This is a genomic window from Pseudomonas sp. MF7453 (genome assembly GCF_016405455.1).
Taxonomy (GTDB): domain Bacteria; phylum Pseudomonadota; class Gammaproteobacteria; order Pseudomonadales; family Pseudomonadaceae; genus Aquipseudomonas; species Aquipseudomonas paralactis.
In genome coordinates this window covers 64,627-90,012 of record NZ_JAEKCN010000001.1, presented here as the reverse complement: position 1 = coordinate 90,012, position 25,386 = coordinate 64,627, and the positions used below count along the sequence as shown (strand labels likewise).

The 25,386-nt window shown below is 61.3% G+C and carries 26 protein-coding genes; 10 read left to right on the top strand and 16 right to left on the bottom strand.

Translation table 11 applies throughout. The features are described from left to right. The first annotated feature begins 2 nt into the window (after positions 1–2). The 7 genes from JFT63_RS00435 (at position 3) to ppnP (ending at position 7,519) form a co-directional block, all read left to right on the top strand. Positions 3–875, top strand: a complete 873-nt coding sequence (locus JFT63_RS00435; protein ID WP_057700879.1) for an SDR family oxidoreductase — start codon at positions 3–5, stop codon at positions 873–875. A 4-nt stretch (positions 876–879) separates the two neighbouring features. Continuing rightward, positions 880–2,496: a geranyl-CoA carboxylase subunit beta gene (gene atuC / locus JFT63_RS00430; protein WP_198843173.1), complete on the top strand. Its 1,617-nt coding sequence runs from the start codon at positions 880–882 to the stop codon at positions 2,494–2,496. A 17-nt stretch (positions 2,497–2,513) separates the two neighbouring features. Then, the gene (atuD, locus tag JFT63_RS00425) at positions 2,514–3,671 is read left to right on the top strand and encodes a citronellyl-CoA dehydrogenase (protein ID WP_198843172.1); all 1,158 of its coding nucleotides are present in this window, start codon (positions 2,514–2,516) and stop codon (positions 3,669–3,671) included. Continuing rightward, complete coding sequence (locus JFT63_RS00420; protein WP_057700882.1) at positions 3,668–4,429, top strand: enoyl-CoA hydratase-related protein; 762 nt, start codon at positions 3,668–3,670, stop codon at positions 4,427–4,429. Before atuD ends, JFT63_RS00420 begins: the two co-directional genes overlap by 4 nt. A 109-nt stretch (positions 4,430–4,538) precedes the next feature. Beyond that, positions 4,539–6,422 (top strand): acetyl/propionyl/methylcrotonyl-CoA carboxylase subunit alpha, encoded by a 1,884-nt coding sequence (locus JFT63_RS00415; protein WP_198843171.1) that lies wholly within the window; start codon positions 4,539–4,541, stop codon positions 6,420–6,422. 75 nt (positions 6,423–6,497) lie between these two features. Then, the gene (locus JFT63_RS00410) at positions 6,498–7,040 is read left to right on the top strand and encodes an exonuclease domain-containing protein (RefSeq protein WP_057700884.1); all 543 of its coding nucleotides are present in this window, start codon (positions 6,498–6,500) and stop codon (positions 7,038–7,040) included. 197 nt (positions 7,041–7,237) lie between these two features. Further along, positions 7,238–7,519, top strand: coding sequence for a pyrimidine/purine nucleoside phosphorylase (gene ppnP / locus JFT63_RS00405; RefSeq protein WP_017527650.1), 282 nt, complete (start codon positions 7,238–7,240; stop codon positions 7,517–7,519). Positions 7,520–7,568: 49 nt separating this feature from the next. On the opposite strand, the gene JFT63_RS00400 is transcribed toward ppnP, so the two are convergent. Both JFT63_RS00400 and JFT63_RS00395 read right to left on the bottom strand, forming a co-directional pair. After that, entirely contained in the window at positions 7,569–8,375 is an 807-nt protein-coding gene (locus JFT63_RS00400; protein WP_198843170.1) for an MOSC domain-containing protein, read from the bottom strand. Positions 8,376–8,413: 38 nt separating this feature from the next. After that, positions 8,414–9,349, bottom strand: a complete 936-nt coding sequence (locus JFT63_RS00395; RefSeq protein WP_057700886.1) for a chemotaxis protein CheV — start codon at positions 9,347–9,349, stop codon at positions 8,414–8,416. 548 nt (positions 9,350–9,897) lie between these two features. On the opposite strand from JFT63_RS00395, the gene JFT63_RS00390 reads away from it, so the two are divergent. The 3 genes from JFT63_RS00390 to JFT63_RS00380 all read left to right on the top strand — a co-directional run bounded on the left by JFT63_RS00390 (position 9,898) and on the right by JFT63_RS00380 (position 12,222). Next, positions 9,898–10,344, top strand: a complete 447-nt coding sequence (locus tag JFT63_RS00390; protein WP_186558462.1) for a hypothetical protein — start codon at positions 9,898–9,900, stop codon at positions 10,342–10,344. Positions 10,345–10,672: 328 nt separating this feature from the next. Next, positions 10,673–11,566, top strand: coding sequence for a sensor histidine kinase (locus JFT63_RS00385; protein ID WP_186558460.1), 894 nt, complete (start codon positions 10,673–10,675; stop codon positions 11,564–11,566). Then, positions 11,563–12,222 carry a response regulator gene (locus JFT63_RS00380; RefSeq protein WP_057700888.1) on the top strand — a complete coding sequence of 220 codons (660 nt, stop codon included), beginning with the start codon at positions 11,563–11,565 and terminating at the stop codon, positions 12,220–12,222. The genes JFT63_RS00385 and JFT63_RS00380 overlap by 4 nt, the downstream gene beginning before the upstream one ends. On the opposite strand, the gene yegS is transcribed toward JFT63_RS00380, so the two are convergent. The 14 genes from yegS to flhF all read right to left on the bottom strand — a co-directional run bounded on the left by yegS (position 12,181) and on the right by flhF (position 25,382). Continuing rightward, on the bottom strand, positions 12,181–13,101 hold the full coding sequence (gene yegS, locus JFT63_RS00375; protein WP_198843169.1) for a lipid kinase YegS: 921 nt from the start codon (positions 13,099–13,101) through the stop codon (positions 12,181–12,183). The genes JFT63_RS00380 and yegS overlap by 42 nt on opposite strands. A gap of 242 nt (positions 13,102–13,343) precedes the next feature. After that, positions 13,344–13,736 (bottom strand): DUF2802 domain-containing protein, encoded by a 393-nt coding sequence (locus JFT63_RS00370; RefSeq protein ID WP_005790023.1) that lies wholly within the window; start codon positions 13,734–13,736, stop codon positions 13,344–13,346. Continuing rightward, entirely contained in the window at positions 13,737–14,219 is a 483-nt protein-coding gene (locus tag JFT63_RS00365; protein WP_198843168.1) for a chemotaxis protein CheW, read from the bottom strand. It lies immediately after the preceding gene. A 79-nt stretch (positions 14,220–14,298) separates the two neighbouring features. Beyond that, positions 14,299–15,090, bottom strand: coding sequence for a CheW domain-containing protein (locus JFT63_RS00360; protein ID WP_057700890.1), 792 nt, complete (start codon positions 15,088–15,090; stop codon positions 14,299–14,301). Next, positions 15,090–15,878, bottom strand: coding sequence for a ParA family protein (locus tag JFT63_RS00355; protein ID WP_014719332.1), 789 nt, complete (start codon positions 15,876–15,878; stop codon positions 15,090–15,092). Before JFT63_RS00355 ends, JFT63_RS00360 begins: the two co-directional genes overlap by 1 nt. Positions 15,879–15,929: 51 nt before the next feature. After that, positions 15,930–16,817 (bottom strand): flagellar motor protein MotD, encoded by an 888-nt coding sequence (motD, locus tag JFT63_RS00350; protein WP_198843167.1) that lies wholly within the window; start codon positions 16,815–16,817, stop codon positions 15,930–15,932. A gap of 151 nt (positions 16,818–16,968) precedes the next feature. Beyond that, positions 16,969–17,709, bottom strand: coding sequence for a flagellar motor protein (locus JFT63_RS00345; protein WP_005790033.1), 741 nt, complete (start codon positions 17,707–17,709; stop codon positions 16,969–16,971). Beyond that, positions 17,709–18,839 (bottom strand): protein-glutamate methylesterase/protein-glutamine glutaminase, encoded by a 1,131-nt coding sequence (locus JFT63_RS00340; RefSeq protein WP_186558452.1) that lies wholly within the window; start codon positions 18,837–18,839, stop codon positions 17,709–17,711. Before JFT63_RS00340 ends, JFT63_RS00345 begins: the two co-directional genes overlap by 1 nt. Before the next feature lie 48 nt (positions 18,840–18,887). Then, on the bottom strand, positions 18,888–21,029 hold the full coding sequence (locus tag JFT63_RS00335; protein WP_198843166.1) for a chemotaxis protein CheA: 2,142 nt from the start codon (positions 21,027–21,029) through the stop codon (positions 18,888–18,890). An 11-nt stretch (positions 21,030–21,040) separates the two neighbouring features. Then, the gene (locus JFT63_RS00330) at positions 21,041–21,829 is read right to left on the bottom strand and encodes a protein phosphatase CheZ (RefSeq protein ID WP_005790038.1); all 789 of its coding nucleotides are present in this window, start codon (positions 21,827–21,829) and stop codon (positions 21,041–21,043) included. Positions 21,830–21,847: 18 nt separating this feature from the next. Beyond that, complete coding sequence (locus JFT63_RS00325; RefSeq protein WP_003192908.1) at positions 21,848–22,222, bottom strand: chemotaxis response regulator CheY; 375 nt, start codon at positions 22,220–22,222, stop codon at positions 21,848–21,850. Positions 22,223–22,389: 167 nt separating this feature from the next. Beyond that, the gene (fliA, locus tag JFT63_RS00320; RefSeq protein ID WP_005790042.1) at positions 22,390–23,130 is read right to left on the bottom strand and encodes an RNA polymerase sigma factor FliA; all 741 of its coding nucleotides are present in this window, start codon (positions 23,128–23,130) and stop codon (positions 22,390–22,392) included. Next, positions 23,127–23,960: a flagellar synthesis regulator FleN gene (fleN, locus tag JFT63_RS00315; RefSeq protein ID WP_003192912.1), complete on the bottom strand. Its 834-nt coding sequence runs from the start codon at positions 23,958–23,960 to the stop codon at positions 23,127–23,129. Before fleN ends, fliA begins: the two co-directional genes overlap by 4 nt. A gap of 105 nt (positions 23,961–24,065) precedes the next feature. Next, on the bottom strand, positions 24,066–25,382 hold the full coding sequence (gene flhF, locus JFT63_RS00310; protein WP_057700894.1) for a flagellar biosynthesis protein FlhF: 1,317 nt from the start codon (positions 25,380–25,382) through the stop codon (positions 24,066–24,068). Between the last annotated feature and the right edge of the window lie 4 nt (positions 25,383–25,386).

The window sequence follows — 25,386 nt, the reverse complement described above, 5'->3', positions numbered from 1 at the left end:
CCGTGGCCTTCGAATCGATCTTCAAAGCCGACCTGTTTAAGGGGCAAACCGTGATTGTCACCGGAGGCGGCAGTGGCATTGGCCGCTGCACCGCCCATGAGCTGGCGGCCCTTGGTGCCTGCGTGATCCTGGTGGGGCGCAAGCCGGAAAAACTGCAAAAGGTCGCGGCGGAAATTGCCGAAGATGGCGGCGTCGCCCATTGGCATGTCTGTGATATTCGTGATGAAGAAGCGGTGAAAGCGCTGGTCACGCAGATCCTGCACGACCATGGCGCCATCCATGGCCTGGTCAATAACGCGGGCGGCCAATACCCCTCGCCCCTGGCCGCCATCAACCAAAAGGGATTTGAAACCGTACTGCGCACCAACCTGGTGGGTGGTTTTCTGGTAGCGCGGGAGGTGTTTAACCAGTCGATGAGCAAGCACGGTGGATCGATCGTCAACATGCTCGCCGACATGTGGGGCGGTATGCCCGGCATGGGCCACTCCGGCGCAGCACGCGCGGGCATGGATAACTTCACCAAGACCGCCGCGTTTGAATGGGGCTATGCCGGGGTGCGCGTCAACGCCGTGGCGCCCGGCTGGATCGCCTCCAGCGGCATGGATACCTATGAAGGCGCGTTCAAGGCCGTGATCCCGACCTTGCGCGAGCATGTGCCGCTCAAGCGTATCGGCACCGAGTCGGAAGTCAGCGCGGCCATCGTTTTTCTGCTCAGCCCGGCTGCGGCCTTTGTCAGCGGCAGCACCTTGCGCATTGACGGCGCCGCCAGCCTGGGCAGCCGGGCGTGGCCGCTGCACAAGGCGCAAGCGCCGAGCCAACCCTTCAATGGGTTCCACCGTGCCTACCTGCCGGATGTGCTCAAGACGGAGCAATAACACCATGCCGACGATTGAAACCCTGGTTGACCCCCACAGCCCACAGTTCGCGCAAAACCGCGCCGCCATGCTGGCCGCCATCGCCCAGCTGCACCAACTGGAACACAACCTGCTGGCGAAGGCAGAGGAAGCCAGGCCCAAGTTCGACAAGCGCGGCCAATTGCTGCCCCGCGAACGCCTCAACCTGTTGCTGGACCCCGGCGCACCGTTTCTGGAGCTGGCCAGCCTGGCCGGCTACAAACTCCACGACGACAAGGACGGCAGCGCCGCCGGTGGCGGGCTGATCGCCGGCATCGGTTATGTCAGCGGCGTACGCATGTTGGTGGTGGCCAACAACAGCGCGATCAAGGGCGGCACCATTTCGCCCTCGGGCCTGAAGAAATCCCTGCGCCTGCAACAGATCGCCATGGAGAACAAACTACCGGTGGTGACTCTCGCCGAAAGCGGTGGCGCCAACCTCAATTATGCCGCCGAGATTTTCGTCGAAGGCGCGCGCAGCTTTGCCAACCAGGCGCGCATGTCAGCCATGGGCCTGCCGCAGATCACCGTGGTGCACGGCTCGGCCACCGCAGGCGGTGCCTATCAGCCGGGTTTGTCGGATTACGTGGTGGTGGTACGCGGCAAGGCCAAACTGTTTCTGGCCGGGCCACCACTGCTCAAGGCCGCTACCGGCGAAGTCGCCAGTGACGAAGAATTGGGCGGTGCGCAGATGCACGCACAAACCGCCGGTACCGCTGAATACCTGGCAGAAAATGACGCCGATGGCGTGCGTATCGTGCGAGAAATTGTCGGCCTGCTGGCGTGGAATGACCGGCTGCCACCCGCCGCAAAAACCGCCTATGCGGAGCCGCTGTACCCCATCGACGAGTTGCTGGGGCTGATTCCCGACGACCCGAAAAAACCCTACGACGTGCGCGAAATCCTCGCGCGCCTGGCCGATGCCTCCCACTTCCTGGAGTTCAAAAGCGAGTTCGATGCCCATACCGTCTGCGGCCACCTGCATATCCAGGGCCGCGCCGTCGGCGTGATCGGCAACAACGGCCCCATCACGCCCAAGGGCGCGAGCAAGGCCGCGCAATTTATCCAGCTGTGTGACCAGAGCCATACGCCGCTGCTGTTCCTGCACAACACCACCGGTTTCATGGTGGGCACCGAGTCCGAACAGCAAGGGGTGATCAAGCACGGCGCGAAGATGATCCAGGCGGTGGCCAATGCCCGCGTGCCCAAGCTCACGGTGGTGGTCGGCGGCTCCTACGGTGCCGGTAACTATGCCATGTGCGGGCGCGGCCTCGACCCCCGCTTTATCTTCGCCTGGCCCAACAGCCGCACGGCAGTGATGGGCGGTGCGCAGGCCGGCAAGGTGCTGCGTATCGTCACCGAGGCCAAGCAGTTGAAAGACGGTTTGGTGCCCGACCCCAAGGTGCTGGACATGCTCGAACAGGTCACTGCGCAAAAGCTCGACAGCCAGTCCACCGCGCTCTACGGCAGCGCCAACCTGTGGGATGACGGACTGATTGATCCCCGGGATACCCGCACACTCTTGGGCTTCTTGCTGGATATTTGCCATGAGGCGCAAGCACGGCAACTGCAACCGAACAGCTTTGGCGTGGCGCGATTCTAATCAGGAGAACAATAAAAATGATCTTCACCCAGGAACATCAGGAACTGCGCCGCACCGTGCGCGCCTTTGTCGACCGCGAGATCAACCCCCATGTCGATGAGTGGGAAAAAGCCGGGCGCTTTCCCATTCACGAGATCTTCCGCAAGGCCGGTGACCTGGGCCTGCTGGGCATTTCCAAGCCGGAGCAGTTCGGCGGCATGGGCCTGGATTACAGCTACTCCATCGTCGCCGCCGAAGAGTTCGGCAGCATTCGCTGTGGCGGCATCCCCATGTCCATCGGCGTGCAGACCGACATGTGCACCCCGGCCCTGGCTCGCTTCGGCTCCGATCAATTGCGTGAAGAGTTCCTGCGCCCGGCCATCAGCGGTGAACAGGTCGGCTGCATCGGCGTGTCGGAAACCGGCGCCGGCTCCGACGTGGCCGGGCTCAAGACCCATGCGCGCAAGGACGGTGATGACTATGTGATCAACGGCAGCAAGATGTGGATCACCAACTCGCCGAGCGCCGACTTTATCTGCCTGCTCGCCAACACGTCCGACGACAAGCCGCATATCAACAAGTCGCTGATCATGGTGCCGATGAACAGCCCGGGCATCAGCGTCAGCCCGCCCCTGGAAAAGCTCGGCATGCACAGCTCCGAAACCGCCCAGGTGTTCTTCGACGGCGTGCGTGTACCGCAGCGCAATCGCATCGGCCATGAAGGCGCAGGCTTCATGATGCAAATGTTGCAGTTCCAGGAAGAACGCCTGTTTGGCGCGGCCAATATGATCAAGGGCCTGGAGTACTGCATCGACAGCACCATCGAATACTGCAAAGAGCGCCAGACCTTCGGCAAGGCGCTGATCGACAACCAGGTGATCCACTTTCGCCTGGCTGAACTGGCCACCGAAATCGAATGCCTGCGCGCTCTGGTCTACCAGGCTACCGAGCAATACATCAAGGGCCAGGACGTGACCCGCCTGGCGTCCATGGCCAAGCTCAAGGCCGGGCGCCTGGGCCGTGAGGTCAGCGACAGTTGCCTGCAATATTGGGGCGGCATGGGCTTTATGTGGGACAACCCGGTGGCCCGCGCTTACCGTGACGTGCGCCTGGTATCGATTGGCGGCGGTGCCGACGAGATCATGCTGGGCATCATCTGCAAACTGATGGGCACCCTGCCCGGTAAAAAGCCATGAGTACCCTGCTGCTGGAAGCCCATAACGGCGTGCTGCACATCACCCTCAACCGGCCCGAATGCCGCAATGCGATGAGCCTTGAAATGGTCAATGAACTGCGAGCGGTACTGGCGCAGTTGGACAGTCAGGTGCGCGCCGTGGTGATCAGCGGTGCGGGGGGGCATTTCTGTGCGGGGGCCGATGTGAAGGACCTGGTCGGTGCGGGGGATCAGTTACAAGCGCTGAACCGCGCGTTTGGCACCTTGCTGCAAGAGGTTCAAGCGCTGCCGCAGGTGGTGGTCGTAGTGCTGCAAGGCGCGGTGCTGGGCGGTGGGTTTGGGTTGGCGTGTGTGAGCGATATTGCAATCGCTGACCACAAAACGCAGTTTGGCTTGCCGGAGACCAGCCTGGGGTTGTTGCCGGCGCAGATTGCGCCGTTTGTGGTCAAGCGCATCGGCTTGACCCAGGCACGCAGGCTGGCGCTGACGGCGGCGCGGTTTGATGGCATTGAGGCTGGCCGATTGGGGGTGGTGCATTTTGTCGAGCACGATGCGCAGGCACTGGCGCAGCGGCTGGATGAAGTGTTGGGCCAGGTGTTGCAGTGTGCGCCGGGGGCCAATGCGCGAACCAAAGCCTTGTTGCTGGCAAGCGTGGATGAACCGCTTGACGACGTATTGGACCGTGGGGCGCAGTGGTTTGCCGAGGCGGTGAGGAGTGAAGAAGGGGTCGAGGGGACGCAGGCGTTTGTGCAGAAGCGAAAGCCGAGTTGGTCTCGATGACGCCATCGCAGGCAAGCCAGCTCCCACAGGGGCACACATTTCAAATGTGGGAGCTGGCTTGCCTGCGAAGAGGCCCCAACACACGCCACATTCATCAAGGGATAACCCAATGCCCACATTCACCAAGATCCTCATCGCCAACCGCGGCGAAATCGCCTGCCGCATCCAGCGCACCGCCCAGGCACTGGGCTATCGCACCGTAGCTGTCTACAGCGAGGCAGATTCCGATGCCCTGCACGTGCAGATGGCCGACGAAGCCGTAAACATAGGCCCGGCGCCGGTGCAGCAGTCCTACCTGAACATCCCTGCCATCCTTAACGCGGCCCAACTCACCGGCGCCGACGCCATCCACCCCGGCTACGGCTTCCTCTCGGAAAACCCCGACTTCGCCCGCGCCTGCCAGCAGGCCAATCTCACCTTCATCGGCCCCAGCGTCGAGGCCATTGAACTGATGGGCAGCAAACGCCTGTCCAAACTCGCCATGCTCGACGCCGGCGTACCCTGCATCGCCGGTTACCAAGGCAGCGCCCAGGACGACGCCACGCTGCAACAGGAAGCCGAGCGCATCGGCTTCCCGCTGATGATCAAGGCCAGCGCCGGTGGCGGTGGGCGCGGCATGCGCCTGGTGCACCAACCTGGCCAACTGCTGGAACAACTGCGCACGGCGCGCTCCGAGGCGATGAACGCGTTCGGCAGCGACGAACTGATCCTTGAGCAGGCCCTGATCGAACCGCGCCACGTTGAGGTGCAACTGTTTGGCGACAGCCATGGCAACCTGATCTACCTGGGCGAGCGCGACTGTTCTATCCAGCGCCGCCATCAGAAAGTCATCGAAGAAGCGCCCTGCCCAGTGATGACGCCGGAACTGCGCCAGGCCATGGGCGACGCGGCACTCAAGGCAGGGCGTGCAGTGAGCTACGTCGGCGCCGGTACCGTGGAGTTTCTGCTCGACCGCAATGGCCGGTTTTATTTCCTGGAAATGAACACGCGCCTGCAAGTCGAACACCCGGTGACCGAGCTGATCACCGGCCTTGACCTGGTGGACTGGCAGTTGCAGATCGCCGCCGGCCAACCGCTGCCACTCACCCAATCACAGGTGACCCTGACCGGCCACGCCATGGAAGTGCGCCTGTACGCCGAAGACCCGGCCCAGGGCTTCCTGCCGCAAACCGGTGACGTGTTGCGTTGGGAGCCCGCCGCCTGCGCGCGCATCGACCATGGCCTACGCGAAGGCGAAACCATCAGCCCGTTCTACGACCCGATGCTGGGCAAGATCATCGCCCACGGCGCCACCCGCGAAGAAGCCCGCCGAAAGTTGCTGCGGGCCGTGGAAGACACCGTGCTACTGGGTGTCACCACCAATCAGCGGTTCCTGGTGGATTTGCTCAAACAGCCGGATTTTATCGCCGGCAAGTTCAGCACCGCCTTTATCGCCGAACACTTCGGCCAGATAGCGCCCCAGGCGCCATCGGTTGAACAGCTCAGCCTGGCAGCGGCGTTGTTTTACCGACACAGCGCCGACCAGCATCCCCAAGGCCTGGCAGGATGGCGTAACACCGCCCATGTCCCGTGCACTTATCGCCTGGAGGTCAATGGCCAAATCCACACCCTGAGTGCAGATGACCTGCAACTCACCACCGACGGTCGCTGGGCCACCCTGGTGCTCAACGGCATTCGCCGATGTGTTCCCTACGCTCTCGACGCTACCCGGCTGTGGCTACCCGGCGTGCAGGTGAGCAACCGCACCCAGCAAGTCGCCAGCCGCCAGGTGGATGCCAGCAGCGGCACGATCAAGGCGCCGATGGATGGCGCGATTGTCGACATCCAGGTCAGCGTCGGCGACACGGTCACCCAGGGCCAGCTGTTGCTGGTACTCGAAGCGATGAAAATGGAGCACCCGCTGAAGGCCGGTATCGACGGCATCGTCAAGGCCGTACAGGTCATGGCGGGCGATCAAGTGCGCAATCGTCAGGTTTTGCTACAGATCGAATAACGCCCCTAGGCGGAACTACAGGGCCGGGCTACGCTCTATCCCCAACAGAAAGGGACGAGTACGGGAACCTGCACCATGCCTCATTGGCTGATTATTGACCTTGAAGCCACAACGGATGACGGCGGCTGGCCCGTGACGGAGATGGAAGTCATCGAGATCGGCGCCAGCCTGGTCAACCGCCAGGGCCGCGAACTGGATCACTTTCAGCGCTTTGTGCGGCCACTGCGACGGCCGTTGCTGACGCCCTTTTGCCGCCAACTGACCCATATCACCCAGGCCAATATTGACGCAGCCACACCGATCACCGAGGTGTGGCCGCTGTTCGAACGCTGGCTGGGCCAGCACCAGGCACGCCTGGAAGGCTGGGCCAGCTGGGGTGACTATGATCGCGTGCAGCTTGAGCTGGAGTGGCAGCGCCATGGCCTGGCCAGCGCACTGGGGCAAACGCCCCATGTGAACCTCAAGCAACGCTTTGCCAAGGCCCGGCGCCTGGACAAGCCCCTGGGGCTCAATGGTGCGCTGCAATTGGCGGGGATGCAGTTCAATGGCCAGCAGCATCGGGCCTTGGAGGATGCACGCAACACCGCGCGCCTGTTGCCGTTGATTTTGCCGGTCTAGGCAGCGTCCACAGCCTTGGGCATACTGGACAACCACTTTCCTTGATGCTGCCCACCTGTAGGAGCGAGCTTGCTCGCGAAAAACCTGAGAGCACCGCGTTTAACCGGATGCGCTGCGTTATCGTTAACGATCTTCGCGAGCAAGCTCGCTCCTACAGTGGTTAGCGTAAGCCTTGACCCTTTTTTGAGGATTCACCCATGTTCAAAGTCAACGAATACTTCGACGGCACCGTCAAGTCGATCGCTTTCGGCACCGCGGAAGGTCCGGCGACCATCGGCGTAATGGCTCCGGGTGAATACGAATTCGGCACCGCCCAACGTGAAATCATGCACGTTGTCTCCGGCGCCCTGATCGTCAAACTGCCCGACGCCGAGTGGGAAACCTTCGCCGCCGGCAGCCAGTTCAACGTACCGGCCAACAGCAAGTTCCAGTTGAAGGTCGCCGTGGACACCGCTTACCTGTGTGAATACCGCGGCTAAGCGATACCCGATACAAAAAAATGCCCGTCTCCTGCGAGACGGGCATTTTTTATTCCAGGATGGCCACCGGCATACCGACTTCCAGATGCCCAATGCCATCGTTGACCAGGTTCTGGCCGAACATCGCGCCCTTCTCGGTATTGCGATAGGCCTGAAGTGTCGCGAAGGGTTCGCGGTCGGGGCTGCGCTCACCGGTCTGGGGGTCGACGGTGGTGAGGATGCACCGCGAGCACGGTTTGACCACCCGAAACTCCACGTCGCCGATGCGCAAGCGCTTCCAGCCATCTTCGGCAAAGGCCTCGGCGCCTTCGATGACCAGGTTGGGACGAAAACGCAGCATCTCCATCGGGCGGCCGATCTTTTCACACAGGTCGTCCAGGGAGCCCTGGCCGATCAGCAGCAACGGATAGCCGTCGGCAAAACCGACCTTGTCGTCATCCTTGCCGTAGCCGGCTTCGGTAGTGCGCGCACGCTCCAGTGGCAGTTGCACCAGGCGCGTCGGCTTGCCAATAAACTCGCTGACCCAGGCAGCGGCCTCATCGCCGGCATCCGGCACGCGCAGGGTGTCGCGCCAGATGGTCACGCCGCGCAGTTCGCTGGCGCCATCGGGCAACACAACGTCCAACGTCGAGTAGCCCGGCGAACTCAGGGTCAGGCCGCCTGCGTCATTCCACAGCGCCGACAATTGGCTCATCTTCGCCACAGCCCGCTGCGTCAGGAACCGCCCACTGGCTTCGTCCACCAGCATCCAGCGTCGATCCCCTTGCAGGCCGAGTTTATCCAGGCCGATGTGCTGCAAGGCTTCGGCCTTGCCGGATTTAAGGGGGTAACGGTACAACGCGCTGAGACGAAGCATGGGCCTGCCTTCCTGGGAAACAAAGTGTCATCCTAAGGTCAGGCGGGCACTTCGTCCAACATCAGTCGCTGGCGTACTACATCCACCAGCTTGTCCGGCTGGAATTTGGAGAGGAAATTGTCGCAGCCGACCTTCTTCACCATCGACTCGTTGAAGCTGCCCGACAGCGAGGTGTGCAGCACCACATAGAGGCCGCGCAGGCGCGGGTCGTTGCGGATTTCAGTGGTGAGGCGGTAGCCGTCCATCTCGGGCATTTCAGCGTCGGTGAAGATCATCAGCAGTTTATCGGTCATCACCTGGCCGCTGTCGGCCCAGGCCTTGAGCATGTTCAACGCCTTGAGGCCGTCGCTGGCGATGTGCATCTTCACGCCCAGCTGCCCGAGGGTATCGCGCAACTGCGAGAGGGCCACGTTGGAGTCGTCCACCAGCAGCACTTCGCGACCACGGGCACGTTCGAGCACCGGGTCTTCGAGTTTTTCCCGCGAAACCTTGGCGTTATAAGGCACGATCTCGGCGAGGACCTTTTCCACGTCGATGATTTCCACCAATTGGTCATCGACCTTGCTGATGGCGGTGAGATAGTGCTGGCGACCGGCGCTGGTCGGCGGCGGCAGGATGGCTTCCCAGTTCATGTTGACGATGCGGTCGACGCCGCCCACCAGAAACGCCTGCACCGAACGGTTGTACTCGGTGACGATGATGGTGCTGTTGGGGCCCGGCACCAAAGGGCGCATACCGATGGCCTGGGACAGGTCGATCACCGGCAGGGTCTGACCACGCAGGTTGACCACCCCGCACACGAACGGGTGGCGCTGGGGCATCAGGGTCAGCTTGGGTAATTGCAGCACTTCCTGCACTTTGAACACGTTGATCGCGAACAACTGCCGTCCGAAGAGGCGGAACATGAGAATTTCCAGGCGGTTCTCACCCACCAATTGCGTGCGTTGATCTACCGTGTCGAGAATGCCGGCCATTAAAAGCTCCTGGTGTACACGCCGCAGGCGCATTGAGAGGGTGTGCAGTTGTATACGCACGTTATCGGCGGCAAGCGCCAGACCTTGACCCCGATAAAATGCCATGTAAATTCATTGATGTCACACTGACATCATGCTTTACTGCTTCGTGCCTTACCACTGTTGCAAGGCACCTTGCGCGACAGTCGAATCAACGTGCAGTTCCGCCATATAGGGGATTCCCCTATACGCAATCAGGTCCAACCTGATATTCGCGATATCTAATAGCCATTAATGTGACGCCATTCTCATTGCATGAATGGAGTCAGGCTTTTGTTTGCCATCCCCAGCCGTTGGCCCACGGGCCTTTCAGGCACTCACGTATCGGCAACTGAAGTCGTGTCATCCCGCACACCAGGGGCTACATACGACTTTCGTGAGCATTTCAATAAACATCCTACTAAAACATCGGAAGCGACCTACAAGTCCCAGTCGTATTTCAGCGCTAGTTTTAAGCCATTCACCCGGTGCGACATCTCATCACCCGACCTTACGTTGCGGAGACTTGCATGATGAATAGCGCAAACGAATGGCAAACAGCACTTCTCGCTTTCTTGAGCGAGGCTCAACTGCTTTTGGGCAAGTCCGAAGAGTGTTTGAGCCATCTGCATCTGATCCGCAACGACAGCGACGCCATCGACTGCATGAAAGCCAGCCTGGCCAAACTGGCTGAAAAAGCCGATGGCCTGGCCCTGCAAGCTATCAGCGAGTTCTCGGGGCATCTTCAAAATCTGATCGCCAATGCCCAAAGCCCCCTGCAGTTGCATGACGAAGCGCTGGATGCGCTGCATGACTGCCTGACCCTGCTGGCCTGGCAACTGGAACTGATCGACACACGCACCGGCGAACTAAGCCTGGATGAAAGCGAGCAAACTTCATTGATCGCCACGGTTGCCTTGCAGATTCCGCAAAAGGATTTGAGCCATAAGCCGCCGCACGTGCATCACCGGTCGTAGGCGCTCGTGCAGGTCGTATTTAACTGCCTGGTTATCTAAAAACGACCTGCTTGGAGGCAATGGGTAAATTTCAATTAGCCATCAACGCAATAAACTATACAAACCAACTTCGTTAATACAACTTACCACTTTCAACTCTGGGATTAACGCCCAGAGTATTTGTGTGGACCAAAGCCAATCAGACGACCAACGGTAAGCGGGGGTGGTACTATGCCCCCTCTCGAAGTGATGTAACTTCACTATGTTTAAAGACGATTTGGCAGCAGACTCCACACAGAGCCCGGTCAACCGGCCTCCCCGTAGTGAACCCTCATTGGCTCCATCCGCTATGTTCGCCCGTCTCAAGTTACTTATCGCCAGGTCCGTGTCCCGCCGCCATGCGCGCCGCCTTACCCTTGCGCTGTGCCTGTGCTCATTGCTGGCCAGCTTGTGGGCCTATCTGCAGCACGAGCCGCTGCCGTTGCTGATCCTGCTGCTCAACCTCGCCACGCTGGTAGCGGTGGGCCTGCAACAGTGGCATTCGCGCAAGGCCATCAAGTTCGAGCCCCAGGAGCTGGCCGACCGCCTGTTGCAAGTTCAAGAGAACGAACGTCACCGGCTCAGCCGCGAACTGCATGATGATATCGGCCAACTGCTGACCGCCGCCAAACTGCAAAGCGAATGGTTGCAGCGCCGCCTGCCCCCGGATCTGCACAACCATTGCTCGGTGCTGTGCAATACCCTGAATGAAACCCTGGCCAAGGTGCGCGACGTCTCCGCCATCCTCAACCCCCGCCAATTGACCAGCCTGGGCCTGGAAGCCAGCCTGCGCGCGCACCTGCTCAAGACCCTGGAAAACACCCAGGTGTGCTGGAGCCTGGAGTGCCAGCAACGGCTCACCGGCATCCCCGAAGAAATGGCCGTGGCGGCCTTTCGCATCACCCAGGAAGCGGTGACGAACATGCTTCGCCATGCAAAGGCGCACAACCTGCTGGTGCGCCTGCAACGTCTGCCTGAAGGCCTGTCGCTGATAATCTGCGATGACGGCCAGGGGTTCTCGCCTGCTCCCGACCCGGGCCGGGAAGGCCAACGGGGCATGGCCGGTATGTGTGAAAGAACACACCAGCTGGGGGGCACCTTTTCCATCAGCAGCCAGCCCGGCAAAGGCACCCGCATCAACGCACTTTTCCCCTGGGCGCCGCGCGCTCTCGAACGGGCCAGCGCCCCTAAGGTTCTCGAGTGATCTGTAATTTACTCCTGGTGGATGACCACGCCCTGATTCGCGCCGGTGTGCGTGCGCTGATTCTGGATATTCCCGGCTACAACGTGATCGGTGAAGCCAGCGATGGCGCGCAATTGGTGGAGCAATACAGTGCCTTGCAGCCGGATATCGTGCTGCTCGACCTGTCGATGAAGCACACCGGCGGGCTGGATGCCTTGCAGCAACTCAAACGCTTTTACCCCAAGTGCAAAGTGCTGATTCTGTCGATGCACACCGAGCCGGACCTGATCATGCGCGCGCTGGAATCCGGCGCCCACGGCTACCTGCTCAAGGACACCACCGCCACCGAGCTGGAACATGCCCTGCTGGCCCTGCGTAACAACGAACGCTACCTGAGCCCCGCCATCGCCCACACGGTGATCAACCAGGCGCTGGTCCGCAGCCAGGGCCCCAGCGCACCCGTTGCCCACAGCCATAACCTCACGGCGCGGCAACTGGAGATTTTGCGCTTGATCGTACGCGGCAAGTCCACCCGGGAAATCGCCCACGGCCTGGGCTTGAGCATCAAGACCGTGGAAGCCCACCGCTCGCAGATCATGAAGCGTTTGCAGATTTTCGACGTGGCGGGCCTGGTGTTATTCGCCGTGCGTGAGCAAATCATCAGCCTGGACGACTAACGGCGAACCCAACGGCAGGTGCACGCGCAGCGCCTTGGGCAGCGCTTCGAAATGCAGGTCGTCGCCCTCCAGCGGCTCGCCATCAAGGTTGATATACAAGCCTTGCGCCATCTTGATATCCACCCACGGCAGGCGCGCGCGGACGAACATGGTGTCCAGCTCCCACCCATTGCTCATTAACTCGCGCAGGGTGCCGACCACTTCCTGGGGCGCCGGCAGGATGCTGACGTCCAACAGCCCGTCATCGGCCAGTGCGCCGGGGCACAGCACATGCCCGCCGCCGGCCTGACGACCGTTACCGATGCCCAGCGCAAGCAATTCACCTTTCCAGTGGAAATCCGGACCTTCCAATTCACCGTAGGCGGCCTTCAATTCGCTGAAGCGCGACAAACCGGTGAACAGGTAAGCGGCGCCGCCGAGGACTTTCTTCAGGTCTTCGGAGGTGTTGGCCGTCACCTGGCTGCCGAAACCGCCGGTGGCCATGTTCAGGAAAATCTGCCCGCCCACCTGGCCCAGATCGATGGCCCTGGGCTCGACGTCCAGCAACGCCAGGGCACCGACCGGCTCCAACGGCACGCCCGCAGCCTTGGCAAAGTCATTGGCGGTACCCAGCGGCATCAGCACCAGGCTGGCGTCGGCCTTGGCCTGCGCCATGGCCTCGGCCACATCACGCAGCGTGCCGTCACCGCCGCCGGCGACGATGTGGGTGTAACCATCAGCCAGCGCTTCATGGACCAGGCGCTGGGCATCACCGCCCTCCCAGGTCACCCGCACCGCCAGCTCCCAACCCTGCTCACGTCGGGCCAGCACAGCGGCACGCACGTCCTCGTTCAGGGCTTGTTTGCCATGGAGGATCAACAGGGCTTTGGGGGTGGTCATTTGGGGGTATCTCCTGGGTCAAGGTGCTTGAAGGATGTTGACCCTTGGGGAACAGGAAAAGTCTGTCGCAGGAGAAAAATTGACTGATGCTCAAAAGGTAGAAGGGGCAACCCCCAATGCCGACTGTAGGAGCGAGCTTGCTCGCGAGAAACCCACAGGCACCACGCTTAATCAGGAAACACGCGTCATGTTGAGGTTTTTCGCGAGCAAGCTCGCTCCCACATTGAACCCAGCCAACCGAATCAGCTCTTGTGCAATTTACTCATCAACTGCGCCTCGGCCTGGGTCAAGCCGCAGGACTGGGTCAGCTCATCCACCGTCGCGCCCATCCCCACCAGCTTGGCCGCCTGGGCAAACGACAGGTTGGAAGGATCGCGCTGTTCCAACTGCACCAACTTATCCGGCAAAGGCCCGAGAATCGCGCGCAGTTCGTGCACTTCATCACCGACCCGCACCGCACTCTGCTGGTAATGATCCACGCGCTTGACCAGCTCCAGAATGCGCCGGTCACGTACGGCGTCGCGTTCGGCCTGTTGCAAGGCCAACTCCCGTTGCTGACGCATATAGCGCAGTACAAACGCCAAGGTCCCGGCCCACAACAGGGCCAGGACAATCACCGCCGCCTCAAGGAACAATCAGATGCTCTCCAGTTCCGACCACTCTTCTTCGCTCATCATCTTGTCCAGCTCAACCAGGATCAGCAGTTCGTTGTTCTTGTTGCACACGCCCTGGATGAACTTGGCCGATTCTTCGTTACCGACGTTCGGCGCGGTTTCCACTTCCGATTGGCGCAGGTAAACCACTTCGGCCACGCTGTCGACCATGATCCCGACCACTTGCTTGTCGGCTTCGATGATCACGATACGGGTGTTGTCGCTGACTTCAACCGTGTCCAGGCCAAAACGCTGGCGGGTGTCGATGACCGTCACCACATTGTCACGCAGGTTGATAATGCCCAGCACGTAGCTTGGTGCACCCGGTACCGGAGCGATCTCGGTGTAGCGCAGCACTTCCTGCACGCGCATCACGTTAATACCGTAGGTCTCGTTGTCGAGTTTGAAGGTAACCCATTGCAGAATCGGATCATCCAAACCTTGTGCGGACGCTGACTTGTTCATTCGTGTAACCCCTTCAAGTGCCGCTATCGACGGCGTGTGTACTAGTGCGCCGCGCAACCGCACGGCCCTTATTGTTCAATCAACTGCGTGTGTTCTGAGGCATCGCCTTGACCGCACCGCTGGCGATCAACTCTGCCAGTTCGGCGACATCCAGCAATGCGCACATGTGTTCAATCACGGTGCCCGCCAGCCAGGGGCGCTGGCCACGGTGGCTGCGCCATTTGATTTCATTGGGGTCCAGGCGCAACGAGCGGCTGACTTGATGCACCGCCAGCCCCCATTCGTAGCCCTGCACCGAAATCACGTATTGCAGACCCTGGCGAAAATCGTCGCGGTAGCGGTCGGGCATCACCCAACGCGCGGTGTCCAGCACCTTGAGGTTGCCGGCCTGGCTGGGCAGGATGCCGAGGAACCACTCCGGCTGGCCGAACAACGGTGTCAGCTCCTGGCCTTCGAGCGAATAGATTGAGCCCAGGCACACCAGCGGCACTGCCAGGGTCAAGCCGGCGACGTCGAACAGCAGGCACTCGAACGGCTCGGCCGCCCACGCCGGGCGACCGTCACCGGTAACCGGCGGTGGCGTGATACTCGGCGGCAAGTGCACCTCCACCACCGGCTCGACCACCACCGGCGCCACCACCGCAGGGGTGATCGGCACCACGACTGGAGCCTCCGCCACCTGCGCATCGCGCGCCTGCTCTTGCATCACGGCCTGCTGAAATTCGTCCAGCGTACTGACAGGCTCGACAGCAGGTTCCAGTACCAGAATCGGTTCCGGCAGTTCCTCGTCCGTCGCATCCTGCAGCAGGGCATCCAGGTAGGATTCCAGCGCCAGTTGCGGTCGGGTCTTGAATTCGACAGGACGGTTCATCACGCCACCTGCGCCACAAGCTGCTGTGACAGCAGATGCTTGAGCAACGCACGGTAGGCCAGCACGCCACGGCTCTTGCCGTCGAACTGCGACGGCGTAAGCCCCGCACGGCTGGCGTCACGCAGGCGTGTGTCCACCGGGATGTAACCGTTCCAGATGGTGTCCGGGTAGGCATCACGCAATACCCGCAAGGTGCCAAGGGATGCCTGGGTACGGCGGTCGAACAACGTCGGCACGATGCTGAACGGCAGCGCCTGTTTGCGCGAACGGTTGATCATCGCCAGGGTGCTGACCATGCGCTCCAGGCCTTTGACGGCCAGGTGCTCGGTCTGTACCGGGATCACCAATTGCTGGCTGGCCGCCAGGGCATTGACCATCAGCACGCCCAGCAACGGCGGGCTGTCGATGATCGCGTAGTCGAAGTCCTGCCACAGTTGCGCCAGGGTCTTGGCGATCACCAGGCCCAGGCCGCTCTGCCCTGGCGACTGACGCTCAAGGGTGGCCAGCGCAGTGCTCGACGGCAACAGTGAAATGCTCTCGTTGCTGGTGGGCAACAGCAGTTGCCCGGGTAGATCCGCCGGCACGCTGCCCTTGTGCAGGAACAGGTCATAGCAGCTGTGTTCCAGCGCATCCGGGTCGTAGCCAAAATAGCTGGTCATGGACCCGTGGGGGTCGAGGTCGACCACGACCACACGCTTGCCCGCTTCGGCCAGCAAGCCGGCCAAGGCGATGGAAGTGGTGGTCTTGCCGACTCCACCCTTTTGATTGGCAACTGCCCAGACTCTCATTCGGTTGGTTCCTCCCGGTGGGCACAGGCGCGACCGAGACATTGCATAAGGTTATTGAGCCGGTGACGGAGAATTGACGGAGCTTGCCCGTACCGGCGGCTTTGCAGGGGCCGGTGCAGTTTGTGTGCCAGCGCGCTTCAACGCCGCATCCGGTGTTGCATTTGCCGTGCCGGTACCGGTCAGGCTGCGTCGTACATCCAGGTTGCGCGACACCACCAGCACCACCCGGCGGTTGCGTGCACGCCCTTCCACTGTGGCGTTATTGGCCACCGGCTGGAATTCACCATAGCCCACCGACGCCAGCCGCTGCGGGTTCACACCCTGCATGGCCAACATGCGCACGATGCTCGACGCACGGGCCGAGGACAGTTCCCAATTGGTCGGGTACTGCGCGGTGCTGATGGGAAAATTGTCGGTGAAGCCTTCCACGTGGATGGGGTTTTCAAACGGTTTAAGGATTGCCGCCACCTTGTCGATGATGGTGAACGCCTGATCACTGGGCAACGCATCGGCGCTGGCGAACAACAGGCTGGAGTTGAGTTCGATCTCCACCCACAACTCGTTGCCGCGTACGGTCATCTGGTTGGAACTGATCAGGTCGCCAAAGGCGGCACTGATGTCGTCGGCGATGCTTTTGAGCGGGTCGCTGGTACCGCCGACACCGGCGGCGATTTCATCGCTGTCGTTGACCAGCGGCTTGGCCGGGGTGACGGTCCTGGGCCGCTCTTCACCGATGGGAATCGGCTTGAGCGCGCGCTCGGTATCGTTGAACACGCCCACCAGCGCCTGGGAAATGATCTTGTACTTGCCTTCGTTGATCGACGAGATCGAGTACATCACCACAAAAAACGCGAACAGCAAGGTGATGAAATCCGCGTAGGACACCAGCCAGCGCTCGTGGTTGACGTGTTCTTCAGGCTCGCGACGGCGACGGCTCACAGGCACTCCCCTCCACACACCCACCCCACTGTAGGAGCGAGCTTGCTCGCGAAAAACGTCAATACAGACGCGGGCATTCTGGATGCACGCGGCGCTCTCGGGTTCTTCGCGAGCAAGCTCGCTCCTACGGGAATACGGGTGTTCATGTGCATCAATCCATGAAGCCCTGAAGCTTCAATTCGATGGAGCGCGGGTTCTCGCCCTCGGCAATCGACAGGATGCCTTCGAGCAGCATTTCGCGGTAACGCGACTGGCGCATGGCAATCGACTTGAGCTTGCTGGCCACCGGCAGCAGCACCAGGTTGGCACTGGCCACACCATAGATGGTCGCCACAAACGCCACGGCAATACCGCTGCCCAGTTGCGAAGGATCAGCCAGGTTGCCCATCACGTGGATCAGGCCCATCACCGCGCCGATAATGCCGATGGTCGGCGCGTAGCCGCCCATGCTTTCAAAGACTTTCGCCGCATTGATGTCACGGCTTTCCTGGGTATAGAAATCCACCTCCAGAATGCTGCGGATCGCTTCCGGCTCGGCGCCGTCCACCAGCAGTTGCAGGCCCTTGCGGGCGTAGCTGTCGGGCTCGGCATCGGCCACGCCTTCCAGGCCCAGCAAACCTTCCTTGCGAGCGGTGAGGCTCCAGTTGACCACGCGGTCGATGCCGCCAGGCAGGTCGACCCGTGGCGGGAAAATGATCCACACCAGAATCTGCATGGCCCGCTTGAACGAGCTCAACGGCGACTGCAACAGCGCCGCGCCCACGGTGCCACCGATCACGATCAACGCCGCCGGGCCATTGGCCAGGGCGCCAAGGTGGCCGCCTTCGAGGTAGTTGCCGCCGATGATGGCGACAAACGCCATGGTGATCCCGATCAGGCTCAAGACATCCATCAGAGGCAGGCCTCCACCAGATGCTTGCCAATGTCGTCCAGGCTGTAGACCGCATCAGCCAGGTCAGCCTTGACGATGGCCATAGGCATGCCATAGATCACGCAGCTGGCTTCGTCCTGGGCCCAGATGGCGCTGCCACCCTGCTTGAGCAGGCGCGCACCTTCACGGCCATCGGCGCCCATGCCGGTGAGCACCACCGCCAGAACTTTGTCGCCGTAAGACTTGGCTGCCGAACCGAAGGTGATGTCCACACACGGTTTGTAGTTCAGGCGCTCATCACCCGGCAGGATTTTGATCGCACCGCGGCCGTCGACCATCATCTGCTTGCCACCCGGCGCCAGCAGCGCCAGGCCAGGGCGCAGGATGTCGCCATCCTCGGCTTCCTTGACGGTGATCCGGCACAGCTTGTCCAAACGCTCGGCGAACGCCTTGGTGAAGGCGGCGGGCATGTGCTGCACCAGCACGATCGGCGCCGGGAAGTTGGCCGGCAGCTGGGTCAACACCCGCTGCAAGGCCACCGGGCCGCCGGTGGAGGTGCCGATGGCAACCAGCTTATAAGCCTTGCGCTTGGGCGCTGGCGAATGGGCGCTCGGTGCGGCGGCGACACGTACCGGCGCCACCGCAGGCCGGGCCACTGGCGCAGGCGCCGGGCGTGCAAACGATGACGTCGGCGCAGCCGCTGCGGGCGCAGGTGCAGGGGCCGGCGCAGGTGTACTGAACAGGCTGCGACGGTTACTGCGAGAGATGCTATGCACCTTCTCGCACAGCATCTGCTTGACCTTGTCGGGGTTGCGCGAGATGTCTTCGAAATTCTTCGGCAGAAAATCCACCGCGCCGGCATCCAGCGCGTCGAGGGTTACCCGCGCGCCTTCGTGAGTCAGCGACGAGAACATCAATACCGGGGTAGGGCAGCGCTGCATGATGTGACGTACGGCGGTGATGCCATCCATCATCGGCATCTCGTAGTCCATGGTGATCACGTCCGGCTTCAACGCGATGGCCTGATCGATCGCCTCTTTACCGTTGGTGGCCGTGCCGACCACCTGGATCGTTGGATCGGCGGAAAGAATTTCCGAGACGCGGCGGCGGAAGAAACCCGAATCGTCCACCACCAGGACCTTGACTGCCATAAACACTCCGTTAGACGGGGCGGGCATGACCGCCCTGCCCCACCAGAATCAAATACGCCGTGCGGCGTAACGCTTGAGCATGCTTGGAACATCGAGAATCAGCGCGATGCGACCGTCACCGGTAATGGTCGCGCCCGACATGCCCGGGGTGCCCTGCAGCATCTTGCCCAAAGGCTTGATCACCACTTCTTCCTGGCCCACCAGTTGATCGACCACAAAACCGATGCGCTGGGTGCCCACGGACAGAATCACCACATGGCCTTCGCGCTGCTCTTCATGGGCAGCCGAGGCCACCAGCCAACGCTTGAGGTAGAACAACGGCAACGCCTTGTCGCGCACGATCACCACTTCCTGGCCGTCCACCACATTGGTGCGCGACAGGTCGAGGTGGAAGATCTCGTTGACGTTGACCAGCGGGAAAGCGAACGCCTGATTGCCCAGCATCACCATCAGGGTCGGCATGATCGCCAGAGTCAACGGCACCTTGATGACGATCTTGGAGCCCTGGCCCTTGGTCGAGTAGATGTTGATCGAGCCGTTGAGCTGGCTGATCTTGGTTTTCACCACGTCCATGCCCACGCCACGGCCGGACACGTCGGAAATCTCGGTCTTGGTCGAGAAGCCCGGGGCGAAGATCAGGTTGTAGCACTCGGTGTCGGTCAGGCGGTCGGCGGCGTCCTTGTCCATCACGCCACGCTTGACCGCGATATTGCGCAAGATGGTCGGGTCCATGCCTTTGCCGTCATCGGTGATCGACAGCAGGATGTGGTCGCCCTCTTGCTCCGCCGCCAAAATCACTTTGCCGTTGCGCGACTTGCCGGCGGCTTCGCGCTCTTCCGGGGTTTCTACCCCGTGGTCGACCGCGTTGCGCACCAAGTGGACCAGCGGGTCGGCCAGGGCCTCGACGAGGTTCTTGTCCAGGTCGGTTTCTTCGCCCACCAGTTCCAGGTTGATTTCTTTCTTGAGCTGGCGCGCCAGGTCGCGAACCAGGCGCGGGAAACGACCGAAGACTTTCTTGATCGGCTGCATCCGCGTTTTCATCACCGCGGTTTGCAGGTCGGCGGTAACCACGTCGAGGTTCGACACGGCCTTTTGCATGGCTTCGTCGCCGCTGTTCAGGCCCAGGCGCACCAGGCGATTACGCACCAGCACCAGTTCGCCGACCATGTTCATGATGTCGTCCAGGCGTGCGGTATCCACACGCACGGTGGTTTCGGCTTCACTGGCGGGCTTTTCCGCGGCGGCCGGTTTGGCGGCCGGCGCAGGGGCTTTGGCAGCCGCCGGTGCTGCGGTGGCGACCGCTGCGGCGGCAGCCGGGGCCACTTCGGTGAACTTGCCTTTGCCGTGCAACTCGTCCAGCAGGGCTTCGAACTCGTGATCGGAGATCAGCCCGTCGCCTGCCGGCTCTGCCTTGGCGGCCGGGGCGACTGCCGTGGCCGCAACTTCCGGCAGGGCTTCGGCCGCAAAGGTGCCCTTGCCATGCAGTTGGTCGAGCAGCGCTTCGAACTCATCGTCGGTAATGTCGGTGCTGGCATTGGTAGACGACGCTTGCGGCGGCGCCACAGGGGCCACGGCATCGGCGGCGAACTGGCCCTTGCCATGCAACTGGTCGAGCAGGGATTCGAATTCTGCGTCGGTAATGTCTTCGCTGGTCGGCGTCGTGACAGGTGCAGGCGGTGCTTCTGCCTCGGCCTTGACCGCATTGAGCGAGTCCAGCAGTTGTTCGAACTCGCTGTCGGTCACGTCCGGCTCGGCTTCTACCACCGGCTCCGGCGCGGCTTGTGCCACCGGCGCAGCCGCAGCAGGTTCAGCCAGGCGCGCCAGGGCAGCCAGCAGTTCCGGGGTAGCTGCGGTGATCGGTGCACGTTCACGCACTTGGCTGAACATGCCGTTGACCGCATCCAGTGCTTCGAGAATCACGTCCATCAATTCCGAATCAACGTGACGCTCACCCTTGCGCAGGATGTCGAACACGTTCTCGGCGATGTGGCAGCACTCCACCAGCTCATGGAGCTGGAGGAAGCCGGCGCCCCCTTTTACAGTGTGAAAACCGCGAAAAATTGCATTGAGCAGGTTCGCATCATCCGGTCGGCTTTCCAGCTCGACCAGTTGTTCGGACAGTTGCTCTAAAATTTCGCCGGCCTCTACAAGGAAATCCTGAAGGATTTCTTCATCGGCGCCGAAGCTCATGTGGGTGCTCCTTAGAAGCCTAAACTGGATAACAGGTCATCTACGTCATCCTGACCTGACACAACGTCTTCACGTTTATCGGCATGAATCTGCGGACCTTCACCCTTGGCGAGATGTTTTTGTGGATCTTTTTCCGAGAGGATCGCTTCGCGGTCGTGTTCGATGCCGGCAAAACGGTCGACCTGGCCGGCCATCAGCACCAATTTGAGCAAGTTGCTTTCCACTTCGGTGACCAACTGGGTCACGCGCTTGATCACCTGACCGGTGAGGTCCTGGTAATCCTGGGCCAACAGAATGTCGTTGAGGTTGCTGGCCACCGTGCGGTTCTCTTGCTCGCTGCGCGACAGGAAACCGTCGACCCGACGGGCCAACTCACGAAACTCTTCAGCCCCCACTTCACGGCGCATAAAGCGGCCCCAGTCAACGCTCAGGGCCTGGGCTTCGCTGGCCATGCCGTTGACCAGAGGCGTGGCGTTTTCCACCAGGTCCATGGTGCGGTTGGCCGCAGCCTCGGTCAGCCTGACCACATAGGACAGGCGCTCGGTGGCGTCGGTAATCTGGGAAATTTCTTCGGCCTGGGGCATGCGCGGGTCAATCTGGAAATTGACGATCGCACTGTGCAGCTCGCGTGTGAGCTTGCCCACTTCCTGGTACAGGCCGCGGTCACGGGTCTGGTTAAGCTCATGGATCAACTGCACCGCATCGGCGAACTGGCCTTTTTCCAGGCTGTCGACCAACTGGTGAGCATGTTTTTTCAGGGTCGACTCAAAGTCGCCCTGTGACGTTTCGTTATGCTCCATAGCTCCCCCGCGATGGCATTAGCCGTGGATGCGTTCGAAGATTTTCTCGATCTTCTCTTTCAAGGCCAGTGCCGTGAATGGCTTGACCACGTAACCGTTGACCCCGGCCTGGGCGGCTTCGATGATCTGTTCACGCTTGGCTTCGGCGGTCACCATCAGCACAGGCAGGCTGCGCAGTTTTTCATCGGCGCGCACATGGCGCAGCAGGTCGATACCGGTCATACCCGGCATGTTCCAGTCGGTTACCAGAAAGTCGATGCTCCCGCTGTTGAGGATCGGAATCGCCGTCAGGCCGTCATCCGCCTCGACCGTGTTGGTGAACCCAAGGTCACGCAACAGGTTTTTAATGATCCGCCGCATCGTTGAGAAGTCATCAACGATGAGGATTTTCATGTTCTTGTCCAATTCGACCTCCAAGCAGTCTTAAACGCGCCCAGCACCTGGACGCGCCATTTCAATCAACAGGCGTTACACAAAAAGGACTGCCCAGGGCACCACGGTACTCACCCGCAAAACCCTGCGGTTTGGCGGTAGTGTCTGCAGTGTCCCCACACTGCCTGTCAGCGCGCGCGCCACTCTCCCAATCGCCCACGCAAGCGGGCAGCGCACTGGCTATGCAACTGGCTGACACGCGACTCGCTGACCCCCAGGACCTCACCGATTTCCTTGAGGTTCAGCTCTTCGTCGTAGTACAGCGCCAGCACCAGGCGCTCACGCTCGGGCAAGTTGGCAATCGCGTCCGCCAGCGCTTTCTGGAAACGTTCATCTTCCAGATCGCGCGACGGCTCAAGATGTGCACTCGCGCCGTCCTCGTGCAGCCCTTCGTGTTCGCCGTCCTGTAAAAGGTCGTCGAAACTGAACAGGCGGCTGCCCAAGGTATCGTTCAAAATCCCGTAATAATCGTCGAGACTCAATTGGAGTTCGGCCGCAACTTCATGATCTTTAGCGTCACGACCGGTTTTTGCTTCAATTGCACGAATGGCATCACTGACCATGCGGGTATTGCGGTGTACCGAACGCGGCGCCCAATCGCCTTTACGCACCTCGTCGAGCATTGCCCCGCGGATACGAATACCCGCGTACGTCTCGAAACTGGCACCCTTGCTCGCGTCGTATTTGGTCGACACTTCAAGCAGGCCGATCATGCCGGCCTGGATCAAGTCTTCGACCTGCACACTCGCCGGCAGGCGCGCCAACAGGTGATAGGCAATGCGCTTGACCAGAGGCGCATAGCGCTCGATCAATTCGCCCTGGCTGTCACGTGCCGACTTTTTGTAAAGGTTGTAGCCGCTGGATGTCATAGCACCGGTCCCGCACTCGTCTGATGCACCAAACGCTCGACGAAAAACTCCAGATGCCCCCGCGGATTGGCGGGCAACGGCCAGGTATCGACCTTCTGGGCAATGGCCTTGAACGCCAGTGCGCATTTCGAACGAGGGAACGCTTCGTAGACCGCACGCTGCTTTTGCACGGCCTTGCGCACACACTCGTCATAGGGAACTGCGCCGACGTATTGTAAAGCCACATCGAGGAAGCGATCCGTGACCTTGGTCAACTTGGCAAACAGGTTGCGCCCTTCCTGCGGGCTCTGGGCCATGTTGGCCAACACGCGAAAGCGGTTCATGCCGTAGTCGCGGTTAAGCAGTTTGATCAGTGCGTAGGCGTCGGTGATGGAGGTGGGTTCGTCGCACACCACCAGCAGCACTTCCTGCGCTGCGCGCACAAAGCTGACCACTGACTCGCCGATCCCGGCGGCGGTGTCGATCACCAGCACGTCGAGGTTGTCGCCGATGTCACTGAAGGCCTGGATCAGCCCGGCATGTTGCGCAGGGCTCAGATGCACCATGCTCTGGGTGCCCGAGGCCGCCGGCACGATACGAATGCCACCGGGGCCCTGGAGCAGCACATCGCGCAGCTCGCAGCGGCCCTCGATCACATCGGCAAGGGTATGTTTGGGTGTCAGCCCCAGCAGAACGTCCACGTTCGCCAAGCCCAGGTCAGCATCCAGCAGCATGACGCGACGGCCAAGCTCTGCCAGGGCCAGGGACAAATTCACTGACACGTTAGTTTTGCCGACGCCACCTTTGCCGCCGGTCACCGCGATCACCTGTACGGGATGCATGCTGCCCATTTTATTTCTTTACCTTGTCTTGCTTAGACGCAGGCTACATGGCTTGGCCGCTTGAAGCGCTTGCAGACCATCGATGTAGGTACATTTCACGGTGTTCATCCTGCCTCAACCGACCCGTTTTGCCGGGTGGTGGTAAAGGTCGGCGAACATATCGGCCATCGCTTCCTCGCTAGGCTCTTCTTGCATTTGCACACTGACGGCACGGCTGACCAACTGATGACGGCGCGGCAGATGCAGATCATCCGGGATCCGCGGCCCGTCGGTCAGGTAGGCAACCGGTAATTCATGACTGATGGCCAGGCTCAACACTTCGCCCAGGCTCGCGGTTTCGTCGAGCTTGGTGAGAATACAGCCGGCCAGACCGCAGCGTTTGTAACTATGGTACGCGGCGGTAAGAACCTGTTTCTGGCTGGTGGTTGCAAGCACCAGGTAATTTTTCGACTTGATCCCACGCCCGGCCAGGCTTTCGAGCTGCATACGCAGCGCCGGGTCGCTGGCTTGCAGGCCGGCGGTGTCGATCAGCACCACGCGCTTGCGCAACAGCGGGTCGAGGGCATTGGCCAGGGACTGGCCCGGGTCGACGTGGGTCACCGGCACATTGAGGATGCGGCCCAGGGTCTTGAGCTGCTCCTGGGCGCCGATGCGGTAGCTGTCCATGCTCACCAGCGCGATGTTCTGAGCACCGTACTTGAGTACATAGCGTGCGGCCAGTTTGGCCAGGGTGGTGGTCTTGCCCATGCCGGCAGGGCCGACCATGGCGATCACACCGCCCTCTTCCAGGGGTTCGATTTGCGGGGTGGCGATCATGCGCGCCAAGTGCGCCAGCAACATGCGCCAGGCCTGGCGTGGCTCTTCGACTTCGGCGGTCAAGGCCAGCAAATCGCGGGACAACGGGCCGGACAAACCGATGCGTTGCAGGCGGCGCCACAGGTTGGCTTGCTGGGGCTTGCTGCCTTGCAACTGCGTCCAGGCCAACGAACCCAACTGCACTTCCAACAGTTCACGCAGGCCATTGAGTTCAAAGCGCATCGAATCGAACACACGCTGGTCCACAGCAGCGGCCGGGGCTGGCGCAGCTGGACGCGGTGGTTCGACAAACGTTGGCTCTACCAGCGGCTCGGCGGCGGTCAACGGCAGGCCGGCGAACAATTGGCGATTGGTGCTGGCATCGCTGTCGCCACGCATACTCAGTTCAGCCTGGGCCGACACAATGCGCGAGGCGGTCTTGCGCAACTCGTCTTCGAGTTCCATGTTCGGCACGCGCGGGGCCAGCGCCTGGGGGGTGTAATCCAGGGCAGCCGTCAGCTCGACGCCGCCGGCAATCCGACGATTACCGATAATCGCGGCATCGGCGCCCAGCTCATCACGGACCAGTTTCATGGCCTGACGCATATCGGCGGCGAAAAAACGCTTAACTTGCATAACC

Bases quoted from the DNA above. Each gene is read 5' to 3' on its own strand.
- JFT63_RS00410 (WP_057700884.1), top strand. From the start codon at position 6,498: ATGCCTCATTGGCTGATTATTGACCTTGAAGCCACAACGGATGACGGC.
- JFT63_RS00415 (WP_198843171.1), top strand. From the start codon at position 4,539: ATGCCCACATTCACCAAGATCCTCATCGCCAACCGCGGCGAAATCGCC.
- JFT63_RS00325 (WP_003192908.1), bottom strand. From the start codon at position 22,222: ATGAAAATCCTCATCGTTGATGACTTCTCAACGATGCGGCGGATCATT.
- JFT63_RS00420 (WP_057700882.1), top strand. From the start codon at position 3,668: ATGAGTACCCTGCTGCTGGAAGCCCATAACGGCGTGCTGCACATCACC.
- yegS (WP_198843169.1), bottom strand. From the start codon at position 13,101: ATGACCACCCCCAAAGCCCTGTTGATCCTCCATGGCAAACAAGCCCTG.
- JFT63_RS00385 (WP_186558460.1), top strand. From the start codon at position 10,673: ATGTTCGCCCGTCTCAAGTTACTTATCGCCAGGTCCGTGTCCCGCCGC.
- atuD (WP_198843172.1), top strand. From the start codon at position 2,514: ATGATCTTCACCCAGGAACATCAGGAACTGCGCCGCACCGTGCGCGCC.
- JFT63_RS00390 (WP_186558462.1), top strand. From the start codon at position 9,898: ATGATGAATAGCGCAAACGAATGGCAAACAGCACTTCTCGCTTTCTTG.
- JFT63_RS00355 (WP_014719332.1), bottom strand. From the start codon at position 15,878: ATGAGAGTCTGGGCAGTTGCCAATCAAAAGGGTGGAGTCGGCAAGACC.
- flhF (WP_057700894.1), bottom strand. From the start codon at position 25,382: ATGCAAGTTAAGCGTTTTTTCGCCGCCGATATGCGTCAGGCCATGAAA.
- JFT63_RS00335 (WP_198843166.1), bottom strand. From the start codon at position 21,029: ATGAGCTTCGGCGCCGATGAAGAAATCCTTCAGGATTTCCTTGTAGAG.
- fleN (WP_003192912.1), bottom strand. From the start codon at position 23,960: ATGGGCAGCATGCATCCCGTACAGGTGATCGCGGTGACCGGCGGCAAA.
- JFT63_RS00345 (WP_005790033.1), bottom strand. From the start codon at position 17,709: ATGGATGTCTTGAGCCTGATCGGGATCACCATGGCGTTTGTCGCCATC.
- JFT63_RS00340 (WP_186558452.1), bottom strand. From the start codon at position 18,839: ATGGCAGTCAAGGTCCTGGTGGTGGACGATTCGGGTTTCTTCCGCCGC.
- JFT63_RS00330 (WP_005790038.1), bottom strand. From the start codon at position 21,829: ATGGAGCATAACGAAACGTCACAGGGCGACTTTGAGTCGACCCTGAAA.
- JFT63_RS00395 (WP_057700886.1), bottom strand. From the start codon at position 9,349: ATGGCCGGCATTCTCGACACGGTAGATCAACGCACGCAATTGGTGGGT.
- ppnP (WP_017527650.1), top strand. From the start codon at position 7,238: ATGTTCAAAGTCAACGAATACTTCGACGGCACCGTCAAGTCGATCGCT.
- fliA (WP_005790042.1), bottom strand. From the start codon at position 23,130: ATGACATCCAGCGGCTACAACCTTTACAAAAAGTCGGCACGTGACAGC.
- JFT63_RS00365 (WP_198843168.1), bottom strand. From the start codon at position 14,219: ATGAACAAGTCAGCGTCCGCACAAGGTTTGGATGATCCGATTCTGCAA.
- JFT63_RS00400 (WP_198843170.1), bottom strand. From the start codon at position 8,375: ATGCTTCGTCTCAGCGCGTTGTACCGTTACCCCCTTAAATCCGGCAAG.
- JFT63_RS00360 (WP_057700890.1), bottom strand. From the start codon at position 15,090: ATGAACCGTCCTGTCGAATTCAAGACCCGACCGCAACTGGCGCTGGAA.
- atuC (WP_198843173.1), top strand. From the start codon at position 880: ATGCCGACGATTGAAACCCTGGTTGACCCCCACAGCCCACAGTTCGCG.